Origin of the sequence: Chelativorans alearensis, from assembly GCF_010993735.1 — a bacterium.
GTDB classification, from domain to species: domain Bacteria; phylum Pseudomonadota; class Alphaproteobacteria; order Rhizobiales; family Rhizobiaceae; genus Chelativorans; species Chelativorans alearense.
On sequence record NZ_WQNI01000002.1, the window covers coordinates 468,854 to 485,121 of the forward strand.

Here is a 16,268-nt window from a genome sequence, read left to right on the forward strand (position 1 = left end):
ATCATGGCGGAGATTAGGCGGCTATTCATATTCTATGACAGAACGTCTCTGAATTTTATGAAGTCTGCCTCAACCTTTTCCAACTCATCGCATTCAAAGGGTTTCCCGGAGCGCCTATCGCGGCTTCCGCGCACTTCCCATTAACCAAGCAGGATGTTCATGCAGCGTCGTTCTTTCATCGTTTCCGGTGCCCGCTTTCTGTTGGGCGCTTCGGCGGCTCTCAGCAGTTCGGCCGTCTTTGCCCAGGAGCAGGCGGAGGCGCCGCGCGCGGGAGACGGAGCAGCCGGCGAGAGCGCAGCCTTTTCGTTCGAGCAACTCAGCGCGGCCATGAAGCAGCGCGCCGGCGAGAGCTACGAGGCGCCGGAAGGCACGCTGCCCGACGTCATCACGGAGCTCACCTACGATCAGCACCGCGCCATCCGCTTCCGTCCGGAAGAGGCGCTGTGGCGCGGCGAGGCGCCGTTCGAGCTCCAGGCGTTCCATCCTGGCTGGCTCTTCAAGCAGCCGGTGAGGATTCATGTGGTCGAGAACGGCCGCGCCTCGGCGATCCATATCGACAGCAGCATGTTCGAGTACCGCAAGCCGCTGAATGCGGAAGATTTCGCCGGCCTCGAACTGCCGGGTGTCGCCGGTTACCGGCTGCACTATCCGCTCAACGATCCGCAGGTGATGGACGAGCTGGTTGCCTTCCTTGGCGCCAGTTATTTCCGTGCGCTCGGCCGGGGCAACGTCTACGGGCTCTCGGCGCGCGGCCTCGCCGTCAACACGGCGACGAGCGAGGGCGAGGAGTTTCCCCGCTTCACTGATTTCTGGATCGAGAAACCGACCCGCGAAAGCGCCGAGGTCACGGTCTACGCCGCGCTCGACAGCGAGAGCGTGACCGGCGCCTATGCCTTCAAGATCACCCCCGGGCGGAACACCGTGATGGACGTCACGGCGCGGCTTTACATCCGCAGCGACGTTAAGCGTTTGGGTATTGCACCCATGACCTCCATGTTCCTCTTCGCCGAGAACAACAAGAGCGCTTTCGACGATTTCCGTGGCCAGGTGCACGACAGCGACGGGCTGAAGATCGTCCGCGCCAGCGGCGAGGAATTGTGGCGAACCCTCAACAACCCGCACGAACTGGCGAATTCGTTCTTCTCCGAGACGAGCCCGAAGGCCTTTGGCCTGTTCCAGCGCGACCGCGTATTCGACCACTATCAGGATGCCGGCGCTGGCTATGAGCGCCGGCCTTCGCTGCTGGTCGAGCCCGTGGGCGACTGGGGCAAAGGCACGATCAACCTCGTCGAATTGCCGACGGAGCTGGAGATCAACGACAACATCGTCGCCTTCTGGATCCCGGAAGGCGAGGTGAAGGCGGGCCAGGAGCTCGAGTTCCGCTACCGCCTCACATGGGGTGCCATCGAGGAGCCAAGTGAAGCGCTGGCGCGGGTCTCCGCCCTCAGGACGGGCATCGGCGGCGTGTCGGGTGTCGAGAACTCGCAGACGCTGCGCAAGTTCGTGGTCGATTTCGAGGGCGAGGCGCTGCGGAACCTTTCTGCCGATGAAGACGTTGAAGCGAGCATTTCCGTCAGCCGTGCAGAGGTTGTCCATACAACAGTATCGCGGGTCGAAGCCAACGGTGCGTGGCGCATGGTGATCGATCTGGAGCCGGACGGCGATGCGCCGGTGGAACTGAGCGCTTCGCTGCATTTGGGCGAGCGCAAGTTGTCGGAAACGTGGGTGTATCAGTGGAGAGAAAATGATGGGCGTTCCTGAGGGAAAAAGCCGCGTGCATCACCTTGTCGAGGAAAGCGGCCTGCCGGCCGCCCCGATGGCGATGCCGGAGCAGACACTCGTTCGACAGCGCCGCGGCTTGCTCCTGCGGCCGCTGATGCAGTGGTTTGCGCTGCGCTAAGCCAGCCTTACTGGCTCCAACGGATAACAATGCATGGTCACGCTCCGGCGCATTCTCTCCCTTTCGTTCGCTGCCACGATGGCGGCGATCGCCAGTTTTCTGGCGGCGGGCTATTTCTACGCCGACGGCGTGCAGTGGCTCGACCCGGCGCGCGTCGTGCTTCTGGCGATCAGCACCGCCTGGCTCGCCTGGGGAGCGGGGCTGGCTCTTAACGGCCTTCTTTCGGCACGTGGAAAAAGAATGCCGGACGCTCCCCCCCAGACGGCGCCGACGGTAAGAACAGCGGTGCTCGTTCCCGTCTATAACGAGGATCCGGCCAAGAGCTTCTCTCACGTGGCGGCGATGACCGGAAGCCTCGACCGCCTCGGCTTCGGCGGGCAATTCGACTTCGCCATCCTTTCCGACACCAACGACCTGCGGATTGCCCGCCAGGAGGAATTCTGGTTCGACCGGCTGAAGGGGGAGGTGGGCGAGGCCTGCCGGGTGTTCTATCGCCGCCGGGAGTCCAATCCCGGCAAGAAGGCCGGCAACATCGCCGATTTCATCAAGACCTCCGGCGCGCTCTACGACTACCTCATCATCCTCGACGCCGACAGCCTGATGGAAGGCGCCACGATGGTGGAGATGGTGCGGCGCATGGAGGCGGAGCCGGACCTCGGCCTCCTGCAGACGCTGCCCAAGGTTGTCCATGCGCGGTCTTTCTTCGGCCGCGCGATCCAATTCTCCGCCTCCTATTATTCACCCGTCTATGCGGGCGGGCTGGCGATGCTGCAAGGCAGGGAAGGGCCGTTCTGGGGGCATAACGCCATCGCGCGCACGCGCGCCTTCGCCGGCAGCTGCGGCCTGCCGGAGCTGCCGGGCAGGCCTCCCTTTGGCGGCCATATTCTGAGCCACGACTATGTCGAGGCAGCGCTTCTCGCGCGCAACGGCTGGAAGGTGCGTCTCGACCCGGATCTCAGGGGCTCCTTCGAGGAAGGGCCGGACAATGTGATCGACTTCGCCAAGCGTGACCGGCGCTGGTGCCAGGGAAACCTGCAGCACAGCCGCCTCCTCGCCGCTCCCGGCTTGAAGGCCTGGAACCGCTTTGTCTTCATCCAGGGCATCATGGCCTATGTGGCTGCCCCCCTTTGGGCGCTGTTCCTGGTTGCCAGCATCGTCGCACCGGCGATGAAGGTGATCCCGGACTATTTCCCCGTGCCGGGCCTGTTGCCGGTGTTCCCGCGCGTCGAACAGGCCAACGCACTGGCCCTTATGACGGGCGTCGTCGGCCTTTTGATCGGGCCGAAGCTCCTCATTCTCCTCGACGGCGCGGTGACCGGGCGCAACCGCCGTTTCGGCGGCTCGCTCCGCTGTTTCTTCAGCGTCATGGTCGAGGTCGCGTGCACGAGCCTGCTTGCCCCGGTGATGATGATGTTTCAGTCGCGCGCCGTGATTCAGGTGCTGGCCGGTCTGGACGCGGGATGGCCGGCGGCCAACCGCGAGGCGGATCGGGTAAGCCTCGGCGAAGCATGGGCGGCGAGCTGGTGGATCGTCGTGGCGGGCTCGCTGACAATCGGCGCCGCCTATCGGCTGGCGCCGGACTACCTGCCCTATGTCATGCTGGTGACGGGACCGCAGCTTCTGGCGCCGCTTCTCATCAGCGGCACATCTTTCGCGGCCGCCGGGCTTGGCCGGCGGTTCGGCCTCTTCGCCACCATCGAGGAGCGGGTACCCGCCTCGGTGATGCGCTTGCAGGAAGGCATTCTTTTGCGTTGGCGCAGCGACGTGGCGGCAGAGGCAGGCGAGGCTGTGGCCAGACCTATACAGCCGCTGCGTGACACCCATACGCCGGCCGGGGCGGGGAGAACTTAGTGAGCACATCCATTCCGCCGGCCGTTGGGGGCCGGGATCATCGCCTGGACGTCTTCCGCGGCCTGGCCTTGCTGACGATCTTCGTCAATCACGTGCCAGGCAACATCTACGAGGCGCTGACGTCGCGCAATTTCGGCTTCTCCGACGCGGCCGAGGCATTCGTGCTGATGTCTGGTATTGCCGTGGGGCTTGCCTATGCGCGCGGCTTCAGGTCCGGCGACCTCGGCAAAGCTCTCCTGCGGGTATGGCGGCGGGCCGGCACGATCTATGTCACGCATATCGTCACCACCGTGTTCGCCATCGCCATCGTCGCCGGCGGCATCCTGTTCCTGGACACGGCGGAGCTGGTGGAGAAGTTCAACTTCACCCGCCTTCTCGACCGCCCGCTTTCGGCGATGGTCGGCGTGCCGACGCTCGGCCACCAGCTCGGCTATTTCAACATCCTGCCGCTCTATTTCATGCTGCTGGTCGTCTCGCCGCTTTACATCATGATCGGGCTGAGGGACCGCTGGGCGATGATCGGCCTTGCCGCCCTGATTTGGCTTGCGGCGGGGACGTTCCGGCTGAACCTGCCCAACTACCCCAACCCCGGCGGCTGGTTCTTCAATCCGCTGTCCTGGCAGCTCATCTACGCCATCGGCATTGCCGCTGGCCTGTCGGCAAGCGAGGGGCGCAAGCTGGTCCCGTTCAACCGCAGGCTGTTTTACGCCGCCGCAATCTTCCTCGCCTTCGCGCTGATGTGGATAAAGCTGCGCATGGGTGCCTTACCGGGCCGGCAACATCTGCCCTTCTTCATCGCCGGCTTCGACAAGACGTTCCTTTCCCTGCCACGCCTGCTGCACACCTTGGCGCTGGCCTACGTATTGACGAACCTTGCAGCGGTGTCGCGCCTTCTGGCGGAGCCGGCCTTCCGGCCCGTCGCGCTCATGGGTCAGAACGGCCTTGCGGTTTTCGCAACGGGCTCCGTTCTATCGATCGCGCTGCAGGTTCTGCGCGCGCGCTTCGAGACGACGGTTCTGGAGGATACCGCGCTGATCCTTGGCGGCATCCTCCTGCAATATGCGGTTGCCCGGTTCCTTTCGGAGACATCGGAAAAGAAGAGGCGTACAGCCGCTTTGCCTGATCTGCCCCTCGCAGCGGCGGTTCAAAGCCAGTCTGGCATCGAATCCAAGCCGATGAGCGCCTCATAGGTCAAGCGCGGGCGCACCACGTGGAAGTGGTCGTCCTTGACCAGAACTTCCGGCACCAGGAGGCGTGAATTGTAGGTGCTTGCCTGCACCGCGCCATAGGCGCCCGCCGTGGCGATGGCGATCAGGTCGCCAGACCGCATCGCCGGCAGGTCGCGGTCCAGCGCCAGGAAGTCGCCCGTTTCGCACACGGGCCCCACCACGTCCGCCGTTATGCGCGGAGCGTCCACCGCCGGCTCACGCACCGGGCGGATGGTGTGATAGGCGTCGTAGAGCGTCGGGCGGATGAGGTCGTTCATCGCCGCGTCGACGATGAGGAAGTTCTTCGCGTCGCCCTCCTTCACGTACAGGACCTGCGAGACGAGGACACCGGCATTGCCGGCGATCAGCCGGCCCGGCTCCAGAAACACCTTCACGCCCAGCCGCGTCACATGCTTGCGCACGATCTCGGCGTAGGCTTGAGGCAGCGGCGGCGGCTCGTTGTCCTCGCGGTAGGGCACGCCGAGCCCGCCGCCGAGGTCCACGTGCTCGATGGCGTGGCCATCTTCCCGCAGCGTCTCCGTCAGCTCCGTCAGAAGCGCGAAGGCGTCGTCGAAAGGCTGCAGCTCGGTGATCTGGCTGCCGATATGCATGTCGATGCCGGTGACTTCGAGGCCGGGCAGCTCGGCGGCGCGCCGATAGGCGGCACGGGCATCCTTCCACGGAATGCCGAACTTGTTCTCCGCCTTGCCGGTGGAGATCTTCCGATGCGTCCTGGCGTCTACGTCCGGGTTGATGCGCAGCGAGACAGGGGCCGTCAGGCCCAGCGCCTGGGCGCGGGTGGAAAGAAGCTCCAGTTCGGGCATGGACTCGACATTGAAGCAGAGAATGCCGGCGACAAGCGCGAAATCCATCTCGCGCGCCGTCTTGCCGATGCCGGAGAAGAGGATTCTCTGCGCCGGGATGTCGGCGGCGAGCGCACGGCGCAGCTCGCCCTCGGACACCACGTCTGCGCCGGCGCCAAGGCCGCCCAGCGTCTTCACCACGGCCTGGTTCGAGTTGGCCTTCATGGCGTAGCAGATAAGCGAATCGAGGCCGGAAAGCGCTTCTTCGAAGACGCGATAGTGGCGCGTCAGCGTGGCGGTGGAATAGCAATAGAAGGGGGTGCCGACCGCTGCCGCGATCTCCGGCAACGGCACGTCCTCGGCATGCAGGATGCCGTCATGATACTGAAAGTGGTTCACGGGCTAAATCAGTCCATCGAGAATGAACGGCCGCTCCCTGACTGGCCTCTTCGGCTCCGGCGGCAGAGGCTCGTCGTTGCGTTCGGCCTCTTTGCGCGCTTCGACGGCGGCCTCGTAGGGCGTGTCGAGCGGCGCCTTGCGGCCGCAGGCGGCAAGGCCGAGCGCCAGGCCGAGCACGAGAAGGGTGAGCGTTCCGCGGGCCGTCATGTATCGTCCGTTCTCTTCAAGCAAACAAAGGTGCGGGGGTTTTAACGCCTTTTCGCCGCCGTTGCATCCGGTTTCGGGGCATCCCGTTTCAAGCGTTTCCTCCAGGCGCGGATCTGCCGGCGCACCTCGGCTGGTGCCGTGCCGCCGTAGGAGGTGCGGCTTTTGACCGAGTTCGTCACCGACAGGACCGAGTAGACCCCGTCGGTGATCGCCGGATGGATCGCCTTGAGATCGTCGAGCGGCAGCCTCTCCAGCCCGCATTTCCGTTCTTCCGCCAGCGCCACGGCGCGGCCGGTCACGTGATGGGCCTCGCGGAAGGGCAGGCCCGCCTCGCGCACCAGCCAGTCGGCGAGGTCCGTGGCGGTGGAGAAGCCGCTTCCGGCCGCCTTCCGCATCGCCCGGCCGTCGACCTCCAGGTCACCCACCATGCCGGTCATGGCGGCGAGCATCAGGTCGAGCGTCTCGGCGGCGTCGAAGACGGCCTCCTTGTCCTCCTGCATGTCCTTGGAATAGGCGAGCGGCAGGCCCTTCATCACGGTCAGGAGTCCGACCAGTCCGCCGTTGATGCGGCCGGTCTTGGCGCGTATCAGTTCGGCGGCGTCCGGGTTCTTCTTCTGCGGCATGATGGAGGAGCCGGTTGAGAAGGCGTCGGAGAGCCGCACGAAGCCGAATTGCGGCGTCGACCATATGACGATCTCTTCGGCAAGCCGCGAAAGATGCGTGGCGCAGATGGCGGCGACGGACAGGAACTCCAGCGCGAAATCGCGGTCCGAGACCGTGTCGATGGAGTTGCGCGTCGGCTCGCGGAATCCGAGTGCCTTGGCCGTCATGTGCCGGTCGACGGGAAAGCCGGTGCCGGCGAGTGCTGCTGCGCCCAGCGGGCATTCGTCCAGCCGCAGAATCGCGTCGCGCACGCGTGAGCGGTCGCGGCCGAACATCTCCACATAGGCCATCAGGTGGTGGCCGAAGGTGACGGGCTGGGCCGTCTGCAAATGGGTGAAGCCGGGCATCACCGTCGCCACGTGCTCCTCGGCGCGGGCAAGGAACGCTTCCAGAAGTCCACCGAGCGCGGCATCGACGCGCTGCAACTCCTCCTTCACCCACAGGCGGAAGTCGAGCGCCACCTGGTCGTTGCGCGAGCGCGCGGTGTGCAGCCGTCCGGCGGCCGGCCCGATCAGTTCGGCAAGCCGCGCCTCCACATTCATGTGGATGTCCTCCAGCTTGGCGGAGAATTCGAACGTGCCGGCCTCGATCTCTGACAGGATCGTGTTCAGTCCGTGAGCGATCTTTCGTTCGTCTTCGGCCGAGATTATGCCAGTTTCGACCAACATGGCGGCGTGTGCCAGGCTGCCGCGGATGTCCTGGGCGTAAAGCTTCTTGTCGAAGCCGATGGACGCGTTGATGGCTTCCATCACGGCGTCGGGGCCTGAGGCAAAACGTCCGCCCCACATGCGGTTGCTGGCTTTATTTTCGCTCATTGTGATAACCGGGCTTGGAGTGGTGTTTTAGGAATGGCGGACACTATGCGGAACCTTCCAGCGCTTCGCCTGATCGCAATCGCTGCGGTGGCGGGCGTCGTCGCCGGGGCCATCGCCGTATACGTGATGGGCGGGGCCGATGGCAACAACGCCGCTGGCGGGAGCGAACAGACGGCCTGCGCCGCCAAGACCGAAGAGGCGGCGGCGCTCGAACCTGTCATCACTGGCGACGTGGCGGCGCTGCTGCCGGCCGATCCGTCCCAGCCCTTGAGCGACCTCGCCTTCAACGGCCCCAACGGCGAGGCGATGACGGTCGCCGACTTCGCCGGCAAGGCGCTGCTCGTCAATCTGTGGGCCACCTGGTGCGTTCCCTGCCGCGAGGAGATGCCGGCCCTTGACGCGCTGCAGCGGGAAATGGGCTCCGACCGCTTCGAAGTGGTGGCCGTGAACATCGACCGCGGCGGCGACGAGAAGCCGAAGGCCTTTCTTGAAGAGATCGGCATCGGCTCGCTCGACTACTACCGCGACGAATCGCTCGCTATCTTCAACGACCTGAAGCGACGCGGGCTGGCGCTTGGCCTGCCGGTGACCCTCCTCATCGATGAGGAAGGCTGCCTGCTTGCCCACATGAACGGGCCGGCCGAATGGGCGGGCGAGGACGCCAAACGGTTGGTTGTGGCTGTCGTGGGGGAAGAGCGCTGACCCTACAGACGGGCGCCCGGCATCAGAATTTCAGCTTGAAGCTGGCCGTCACTTTCTGCTGCGGGACGAACTCGGCCATGCCCGAGGATACCGAATACTCGCCCTTGAGAGTGGCGCTGTCGCTGATCGCCCAGTTGAGCCCGGTGCGGGCGGTGAGCCTGCCTGATTGGCCGCGCGACGAGGCTATCACGTGGCTGTCGCCCGTCTCCTCATCCAGCGACGTGACGACAGCGCGCGACGTCCTCCTCGCTGCCCGCGATACTTCCAGGACGGCGTGCGGCGTCAGCTTCCCGACATTGGCGGTCACCGTTGTTTCTCCGCGCACACCAAGCGTAAGCTCGAGCGAAGCGATCGATCGCGACTGGCTGAGGCGGGCTCCGTCGCCCTTCTCCCGATAGTTGCCCAAGCGCGTGTGCAAGAGCTTTGCCTGCCCGTAGGAGCGGACGCGAACCCGATCGCGCTCGAAGCGACGGCTGTAGCGCGCCTGACCGTAGAACTGGTTTGCCGCACGGCGGCCCGTTGCGGACTGCCCGGCGGCGCCGTAGTTGCCCGAGAATTCGCTGCGGGAAGCGCCGAGCGCGACATCCAGAAAAGTATCTCTCGAGGTCGTCAGGCTGCCATAGAGCGTGTTGGACAGGTAGTAGGTCCCCAGCGAACCGTCGGCACCGAACGGTATCCTGTCGAAGGCCGCGCCGACGGCATTTCCCACCAGAAGGCGCGGGCCAAGGCGCATGTCGGCGCCGAACGTGAGACCGTTTGTGTAAAGTGCTGCAAGGCGCGGGTTCTCGGCGCGCGCGCTGTCGAGCGTCACGTTGCCGCCAAGCCAGGCCGCACGGCGCCGCGTGCGGCGCGCCTTTTCCGGTGCGAGAAGGTGCTTGGTCTCGAAGGCGGCGCCCTTCTTCTTCGATCCACCGGCGAACCGCATCGCCAGCGAGCTCGCATTGACGTTTCTGCCGTCAAGGCGCGGGCCGCGCGTGCCCTCAAGACGGTTGCGGACCAATTCGAGCTGCCGGTTGGCGCTCGCAATGCTCTTGCCCCTCTGTCGGGAAAGCGCGGCAAGGGTGTCGGAAAGGGCGATCACCGTGCCGTCCTCGGCCGCCGCCGGCGGACCCGCCGCCAGCGCAAATATCGCAACCAATCCGGTAGCGCTCAGCCGCCTGAGCATCAGAGATCGAAACATAGCCCCGCCGCCCGCAAGAAAGCGTACAGCTCACTCAAACCTGCACCCAGCCATTCAACTAATCGCAATCGAGATTTATCACAATCAGTAACGCACCGTTTCGTCCATAAATTTTGCGTGATTGTTGGCAAGTGTTGTTTATCTGCCATAGTCGGGGCAGGCTTGCGGGGACGATCGGAGGGTCTCCGTCGAATTTCTCCGACGGAACACAGTCGCGAGGCCGGCCATTCTGCTTGGAGCCCGCGATAAGAGGCACACGGACGGAAGGCTGCGCCATGGATCTCCGCACATTTCGCCGCGATTACGTCACCGCACCAATCTTCAAGTGGGCTTCGAGCATCATGCCGCCCATCTCCGAGACGGAGCGCGAGGCGATCGATGCCGGCACCGTGTGGTGGGACGGGGAGCTGTTCTCCGGCAACCCGGACTGGAACACGCTTCTGGCCACTCCGAGGGCAAGGCTGTCGGAGGAGGAGCAAGCCTTCATGGACGGGGAGGTGCGCGAACTCTGCGCGCTCGTCGACGACTGGACGCTGAACTGGCGCGACCGGGACCTTGCCAAATCCGCCTGGGATTTCATGCGCAAGAAGAAGTTCTTCGGCATGATCATCCCGAAGGACTATGGCGGGCTCGGCTTTTCCAACACGGCGCATTCGGAGGTGGTGCGCATGGTCTCTTCGGCCAGCGTGGTGGCGGGCGTTACCGTGATGGTGCCCAATTCGCTGGGGCCGGGCGAGCTTCTCATGCATTTCGGGACGGATGCGCAGCGCAACTACTGGCTGCCGCGGCTCGCCGACGGCCGCGAGATCCCCTGCTTCGGCCTCACCTCGCCCGACGCCGGCTCGGATGCCGCGGCGATGGCCGATACCGGCGTGGTCGAATACGGCACCTGGAAGGGGAAAAAGGTGCTCGGCGTGCGCCTCAACTTCCACAAGCGCTACATCACGCTCGGCCCCATCGCCACGGTTATGGGGCTTGCCTTCAAGATGCGCGACCCTGAAAACCATCTGGGCCGGGGAGAGGAACTGGGCATCACCGTAGCGCTCTTGCCCACCGATACAAGAGGCGTCAGCCACGGCGAGCGGCACATCCCGCTCTTCACCTTCTTCCAGAACGGGCCGCTCTACGGCAAGGACGTGTTCGTGCCGCTGGACCACATCCTGGGCGGGGAAGAGCAGATCGGCCAGGGCTGGACCATGTTGATGACCGCTCTTGCCGCCGGGCGCAGCATCTCGCTGCCGTCGCAATCGGCGGCGTCCGCCGCCATGAGCGCACGTGCCACGGGCGCCTATGCGCGGGTGCGCAGCCAGTTCAACGTGCCCATCGGCCTGTTCGAGGGCGTGCAGGAGCCGCTCGCCGAGATCGCCGGCAACACCTATCTCATCGACGCGGCGCGGCGGCTGACGGTGGCCGCCCTCGACCAGGGGCACAGGCCGTCGGTCCTCTCGGCGATCATGAAGTACCACGCCACGGAGCGCATGCGCCGCTCGCTGGAGCATGCCATGGATATCCACGGCGGCAAGGGCATCATCGACGGCCCGCGCAATTACCTCGCCAGCGGCTACCGCTCGGTGCCCATCGGCATCACCGTCGAGGGGGCGAACATCCTCACCCGCAGCCTGATGATCTTCGGCCAGGGCGCGGTGCGCTCGCACCCCTTCATGCTCAAGGAGATGCTGGCGCTTTCGAACGAGGACAAGGCGGAAGGGCTCGAAGCCTTCGACCGCGCCTTCTGGGCGCATTTCGGGCATGTCGCGAGGACCAAGTGGCGGGCCATCGTGCGCGGCTGGTCGGGCGGGCTGATCGGCCCGGCGCCCGACGGTGCCGCCATGCCGCGTCACTGGAAGAGGCTGTCGCGCTATGCCGCCGCCTTCGCGCTCCTCACCGATGTCGCGCTCCTGACCCTGGGCGGCGCCCTGAAGCGCAAGGAGCTGATCTCGGCGCGGCTTGGCGACATCCTGGCCGAGCTTTATCTGCTCGGCGCCGTCCTCAAGCGGTTCGAGGACGAGGGCCGGCAGGAGGAAGATCGGCCGCTCGTCGACTATCTGATGCGCCAGGGCGAAAGCCGCATCGGCGCGGCCTTCAAGGGCGTGCTGGACAATCTGCCGGCGCGTTGGGCTGCCTGGTCCGTGCGCGTTGTCACCTTTCCCATGGGGGTGCCGGAGCCCGTCCCCTCCGACCGGCTGATCGCGCAGGTGGCGGACATCCTCATGAAGCCCTCAGCCCAGCGCGACCGGCTGACACCGGACCTCTACCTCGGCGCCGGCCATGCCGAGCACCCCATCAAGGACCTCGAGGAAGCTTTCCAGCTCGTCACGGAGGCCGCACCCATCGAGAAGAAGCTGCGCGACGGCAAGGTGCCGGACCCGCAGGCGGCCCACGTAAAGGGCATCATCACCGCCACCGAACTCGCCCTCCTCGCCAAGGTGAAGGAGGCTGTGGACAAGGTGGTCGCGGTGGACGCCTTCCCCATGGAGGAGATCTCCCCCATCGCCGATCAGCACAGGAAGGCAAAGAAGACCAGCGCCCGCCCTCGCCGCCAGAAGCAGCCGGCGCAATAGGCCTCCGCCAGCGGCCATCGAGGCCCCCGTTAAACCCATTCTTCATGCTTTTCTGAGAAAAGGGGGGATTGTCGGGGGACAGGTCAAATGCGTTTGCTTGCCTCATTGCGGGGAATGTCCGCGCGCGGCCGCATTAAGCTCACCTACTGGACGATTCTCGGTACAGCGGGCTGTATCGTCGTCGCGGTCAGCATCAACTATACTTTGTTCCTGTCCTTTGACGAGGCAGTGCGGAAGCGGGCCGTCCTCTCCGCCGTCGTGATCACAATTCTGCTGGCAGCGCCGCTGTTCTTCTACCTGACGCTCAAGCTGCGCGAACTGGCCATTGTCAATTACAAGCTGGCCGACGCGGCGGCGACGGACTTCCTGACGCGCTGCCTCAATCGCGGCTCCTTCTCCGCGCGCGTCGAGAAGTGGCTGGCCGACGGCGGCGATGACGAGGCTGTCGCAGGGGCGCTCCTGGTGATCGACGCCGACCACTTCAAGAAGATCAACGACCGCTTCGGGCACTACGAAGGCGATATGGCGCTGAAGGCGATCGCTCACGCGATCCGCTCCGCCGTGCGCAAGACCGATCTGGTGGGCCGGCTCGGCGGGGAGGAGTTCGGCGTCTTCCTGCCGGGGGCGACCGAGCGCGGGGCGGCAAGTGTTGCCGAGCGCATCCGCCAGAGGGTCAATCGCGTGGCCTTTCGCCCCGGCGGCGAGATCTGCCCGCTCTCGGTCAGCGTGGGATGTGCCGCCTTCACGCGCAGGGTCGGCTTCAGCGAGCTCTTCCGCGTTGCCGACGAGCGCCTTTACGAAGCCAAGAGCGCCGGCCGCAACCGCATCATGCTGACGCGCATCGAGGTGGACCAGCCGCCGGCCCTGGCGCTGCATTAGTGCAATTCCAGGAAAAGTTGGTACCGGTTTTCCGTCCGAAATTGCGACAAAACAAGGAGTTAGACAAGTTCATCGATTCCATGACGATGAACTGGTCTAGCGCGTCGGAACGGGCGGGTCCTCGCGGTAGTCGTAGAAGCCGCGGCCCGATTTACGGCCGAGCCATCCCGCCTCGACATATTTCACCAAGAGCGGGCAGGGGCGGTATTTGGAATCGGCCAGCCCCTCGTAGAGCACCTGCATGATGGACAGGCACGTGTCGAGGCCGATGAAATCGGCAAGCTGCAGCGGGCCCATCGGATGGTTGGCACCGAGCTTCATGGCCGTGTCGATCGCTTCCACCGAGCCTACGCCCTCGTAGAGCGTGTAGATGGCCTCGTTGATCATCGGCAACAGGATGCGGTTGACGATGAAGGCCGGGAAATCCTCCGCCACCGTGATGGTCTTGTCGAGGCTTTCGACGAAGGCACGGGCGGTGTCGAAGGTCAGGTCCTCGGTGGCGATGCCGCGCACCAGCTCCACCAGCTTCATCACCGGCACCGGGTTCATGAAATGGATGCCGATGAAGCGCTCGGCGCGGTCGGTCTGCGAGGCCAGCCGCGTGATGGAGATGGAGGAGGTATTGGTGGCGACCAGCGCCTCCGGATTGAGGATCGGGCAGAGCTGGGCGAATATCTTGCGCTTGATCGTCTCGTCTTCCGTCGCTGCCTCGATAACGAGATCGCAGTCCGCCAGATCCTCCAGCGCGTTCGCCGGCGCGATGCGGCCGAGCGCCTTCTGCCTTTCCTTGTCCTCGAGCTTCTCGGAGGAGACCTGGCGCGCCATGTTGCCGCTGATGGTGGCGATGCCCGCCTCGATGCGCTCCGGCGAAATGTCGTAAAGCTTTACGCGGTAGCCGGCCAGCGCGCTTACATGGGCGATGCCGCTGCCCATCTGGCCGGCGCCGACGATACCCACCGTCTCGATCTTGCCCGTCATGTCACCGATCCTGCCGCGGGGTGCGTGTCGCCCCCGCGCATGTTCTTGTTGCAGTGCAACCTACAGCATCGGCCCGAAAATCGGAATCGATTTTTCGGAAGGCACGATGCGTAGATTCAAAAACTTAGAGCGCCCTTGTGTAGCATCCGAACGGACACCGGACACTCCAAAAGGGCGGGGGAGCCGTGTCTACCCCGCCCTTCGCAAATTGTGCACGCGCCTTGAGGAATGTCAAAGCGCCTTTTCGAGCTCCGGCAGGACGTCGAAGAGATCGGCCACCAGCCCGTAGTCGGCGACCTGGAAGATGGGTGCCTCCTCGTCCTTGTTGATGGCGACGATGACCTTGGAATCCTTCATGCCGGCCAGATGCTGGATGGCACCGGAGATGCCGCAGGCGATGTAGAGATCGGGCGCCACCACCTTGCCCGTCTGGCCCACCTGCCAATCGTTCGGCGCATATCCCGCGTCGACCGCCGCGCGCGAGGCGCCGACCGCGGCTCCCAGCTTGTCGGCTACCGGCAGGATCACCTCCTCGAACTTTTCCGCCGAACCGAGCGCCCGCCCGCCGGAGATGATGATCTTCGCGGAAGTGAGCTCGGGCCGGTCGGTTTCCTCGATCTTGTTCTCGATGAAAGCGGAAAGGCCGGGGTCTTCGGCGGCATTCACCGTCTCGACCGGAGCCGAGCCGCCTTCACCCGCCGCCTGGAAGGAGGCGGTGCGCACGGTGACGACGCGCTTGGCGTCGGTCGCTTCCACCGTCTGAATGGCATTGCCGGCATAGGTGGGGCGCTTGAAGGTCTTCTCGTCCACCACCTCGATAACGTCGGAGACCTGCATCACGTCGAGGAGTGCTGCAACGCGCGGCATCACGTTCTTGCCTGTCGTCGTGGCCGGCGCAATCAGCGTGTCGTAGCCGTCGGCCAGCGAAAGCACGGTAGCGGCCAGCGGCTCGGCCAGGCGTTCGGCGAGCGTGTCGCTCTCGGCCAGGAGCACCTTGCGCACGCCGGAGAGCTTGGCTGCGGCCTCGGCCGCCGCCTTGGCGCCTTGGCCTGCAACCAGCACGTCGATGTCGGAGCCGATCTTCGCCGCCGCCGAAAGCGCCTTGGCCGTCTGCTCGGAGAGGGAGTGGTTGTCGTGTTCGGCGATGAGGAGAATTGCCATCTCGTCGTTTCCTTCCCTAGAGCATGATCCCGAAAAGTGGATACCGGTTTTCGGAAAAGATCATGCTAAAACAAATAGTTAGATCATGATGACGATTCAACGAAGCGGCATCATGATCTAGAGCACGCCGGCTTCGTTCTTCAGCTTGTCGACCAGCTCGGCCACCGAGCCAACCTTGATGCCCGCCTTGCGGCCAGCCGGCTCTTCGGTCTTCAGAACCTTGAGGCGCGTCTTCACCTCGACGCCGTAATCCGCCGGGCTCTTCTCGTCGAGCGGCTTCTTCTTGGCTTTCATGATGTTGGGCAGCGAGGCGTAGCGCGGCTGGTTCAACCTCAGGTCCGTCGTCACGATGGCCGGCAGCTTGAGTTCCACCACCTGCAGGCCACCGTCGACCTCGCGCGTCACCGTCGCCTTCTCGCCGTCGATCGCCACGTTTGAGGCGAAGGTGCCCTGGGCCCAGCCGAGAAGGGCTGCCAGCATCTGCCCCGTCTGGTTGGAATCATCGTCGATCGCCTGCTTGCCGAGGATGATAAGGCCCGGCTTCTCCTCACCGGCCACGCCCTTGAGTATCTTCGCCACGTCGAGCGGCTCGACAGCCAGGTCGGTCTTCACCAGGATAGCGCGGTCCGCACCCATGGCGAGCGCCGTGCGCAGCGTCTCCTGCGCCTGCGCCGGGCCGATGGAGACGGCCACGATCTCTTCGGCCTTGCCGGTCTCCTTGAGGCGGATCGCCTCTTCCACCGCGATCTCGTCGAACGGGTTCATCGCCATCTTGACGTTGGCGAGCTCGACACCGGAGCCGTCGGCTTTAACGCGCGGCTTCACATTCGCGTCGATCACCCGCTTCACCGGAACAAGGACCTTCATGCGCATTCACCTTTCTCAACTCCGCAACCCGGCGCTGGATAGCAGCGCCAAGCCCGGTCCGATGGCTGATTTCCGCCATGTTCGGGGCAAAACG

Annotated in this window: 14 protein-coding genes; 7 read left to right on the top strand and 7 right to left on the bottom strand. The window is 64.8% G+C overall.

The annotated features are described in order from the left end of the window. The first annotated feature begins 159 nt into the window (after positions 1 to 159). Genes GPJ75_RS05130 through GPJ75_RS05145 form a run of 4 tightly spaced genes read left to right on the top strand, consistent with a single transcriptional unit; the run spans position 160 to position 4,941 of the window. Positions 160 to 1,761 (top strand): OpgD/OpgG family glucan biosynthesis protein, encoded by a 1,602-nt coding sequence (locus tag GPJ75_RS05130; protein ID WP_163265767.1) that lies wholly within the window; start codon positions 160 to 162, stop codon positions 1,759 to 1,761. Continuing rightward, a complete protein-coding gene (locus GPJ75_RS05135; protein WP_163265769.1) occupies positions 1,745 to 1,900 on the top strand; it encodes a hypothetical protein in 156 nt (51 codons plus the stop codon). The genes GPJ75_RS05130 and GPJ75_RS05135 overlap by 17 nt, the downstream gene beginning before the upstream one ends. 33 nt (positions 1,901 to 1,933) lie before the next feature. Next, entirely contained in the window at positions 1,934 to 3,751 is a 1,818-nt protein-coding gene (mdoH, locus tag GPJ75_RS05140) for a glucans biosynthesis glucosyltransferase MdoH (protein ID WP_163265771.1), read from the top strand. After that, positions 3,751 to 4,941: an OpgC family protein gene (locus GPJ75_RS05145; protein WP_163265773.1), complete on the top strand. Its 1,191-nt coding sequence runs from the start codon at positions 3,751 to 3,753 to the stop codon at positions 4,939 to 4,941. The genes mdoH and GPJ75_RS05145 overlap by 1 nt, the downstream gene beginning before the upstream one ends. On the opposite strand, the gene lysA is transcribed toward GPJ75_RS05145, so the two are convergent. From lysA to argH, 3 genes are read right to left on the bottom strand one after another with little or no spacing between them, the layout of a single operon-like run. Continuing rightward, positions 4,896 to 6,161, bottom strand: a complete 1,266-nt coding sequence (gene lysA, locus GPJ75_RS05150) for a diaminopimelate decarboxylase (protein WP_163265775.1) — start codon at positions 6,159 to 6,161, stop codon at positions 4,896 to 4,898. The two genes, GPJ75_RS05145 and lysA, sit on opposite strands and share 46 nt — an antisense overlap. Before the next feature lie 3 nt (positions 6,162 to 6,164). Next, complete coding sequence (lptM, locus tag GPJ75_RS05155; protein ID WP_163265777.1) at positions 6,165 to 6,368, bottom strand: LPS translocon maturation chaperone LptM; 204 nt, start codon at positions 6,366 to 6,368, stop codon at positions 6,165 to 6,167. Between the two features lie 41 nt (positions 6,369 to 6,409). Further along, positions 6,410 to 7,846 (bottom strand): argininosuccinate lyase, encoded by a 1,437-nt coding sequence (argH, locus tag GPJ75_RS05160; RefSeq protein ID WP_163265779.1) that lies wholly within the window; start codon positions 7,844 to 7,846, stop codon positions 6,410 to 6,412. A gap of 33 nt (positions 7,847 to 7,879) precedes the next feature. Between argH and tlpA the strand changes: the two genes are divergently transcribed. Next, positions 7,880 to 8,548, top strand: a complete 669-nt coding sequence (gene tlpA / locus GPJ75_RS05165; protein ID WP_163265781.1) for a thiol:disulfide interchange protein TlpA — start codon at positions 7,880 to 7,882, stop codon at positions 8,546 to 8,548. A gap of 22 nt (positions 8,549 to 8,570) precedes the next feature. Here the strand turns inward: tlpA and GPJ75_RS05170 are convergent, their stop codons facing one another. Beyond that, positions 8,571 to 9,728 (bottom strand): autotransporter outer membrane beta-barrel domain-containing protein, encoded by a 1,158-nt coding sequence (locus GPJ75_RS05170; protein ID WP_163265783.1) that lies wholly within the window; start codon positions 9,726 to 9,728, stop codon positions 8,571 to 8,573. A gap of 275 nt (positions 9,729 to 10,003) precedes the next feature. Here GPJ75_RS05170 and GPJ75_RS05175 point away from each other — a divergent pair, with 275 nt between their 5' ends. Further along, positions 10,004 to 12,289, top strand: a complete 2,286-nt coding sequence (locus tag GPJ75_RS05175; protein WP_163265785.1) for an acyl-CoA dehydrogenase — start codon at positions 10,004 to 10,006, stop codon at positions 12,287 to 12,289. An 87-nt stretch (positions 12,290 to 12,376) separates the two neighbouring features. After that, a complete protein-coding gene (locus GPJ75_RS05180) occupies positions 12,377 to 13,168 on the top strand; it encodes a GGDEF domain-containing protein (protein ID WP_246248905.1) in 792 nt (263 codons plus the stop codon). A 96-nt stretch (positions 13,169 to 13,264) separates the two neighbouring features. Here GPJ75_RS05180 and GPJ75_RS05185 read toward each other — a convergent pair whose 3' ends face one another. The 3 genes from GPJ75_RS05185 to GPJ75_RS05195 form a co-directional block, all read right to left on the bottom strand. Then, positions 13,265 to 14,146, bottom strand: a complete 882-nt coding sequence (locus tag GPJ75_RS05185) for a 3-hydroxybutyryl-CoA dehydrogenase (protein WP_163265787.1) — start codon at positions 14,144 to 14,146, stop codon at positions 13,265 to 13,267. A 231-nt stretch (positions 14,147 to 14,377) separates the two neighbouring features. Beyond that, the gene (locus GPJ75_RS05190; RefSeq protein WP_163265789.1) at positions 14,378 to 15,307 is read right to left on the bottom strand and encodes an electron transfer flavoprotein subunit alpha/FixB family protein; all 930 of its coding nucleotides are present in this window, start codon (positions 15,305 to 15,307) and stop codon (positions 14,378 to 14,380) included. Between the two features lie 117 nt (positions 15,308 to 15,424). Further along, positions 15,425 to 16,174, bottom strand: coding sequence for an electron transfer flavoprotein subunit beta/FixA family protein (locus tag GPJ75_RS05195; protein WP_163265791.1), 750 nt, complete (start codon positions 16,172 to 16,174; stop codon positions 15,425 to 15,427). Between the last annotated feature and the right edge of the window lie 94 nt (positions 16,175 to 16,268).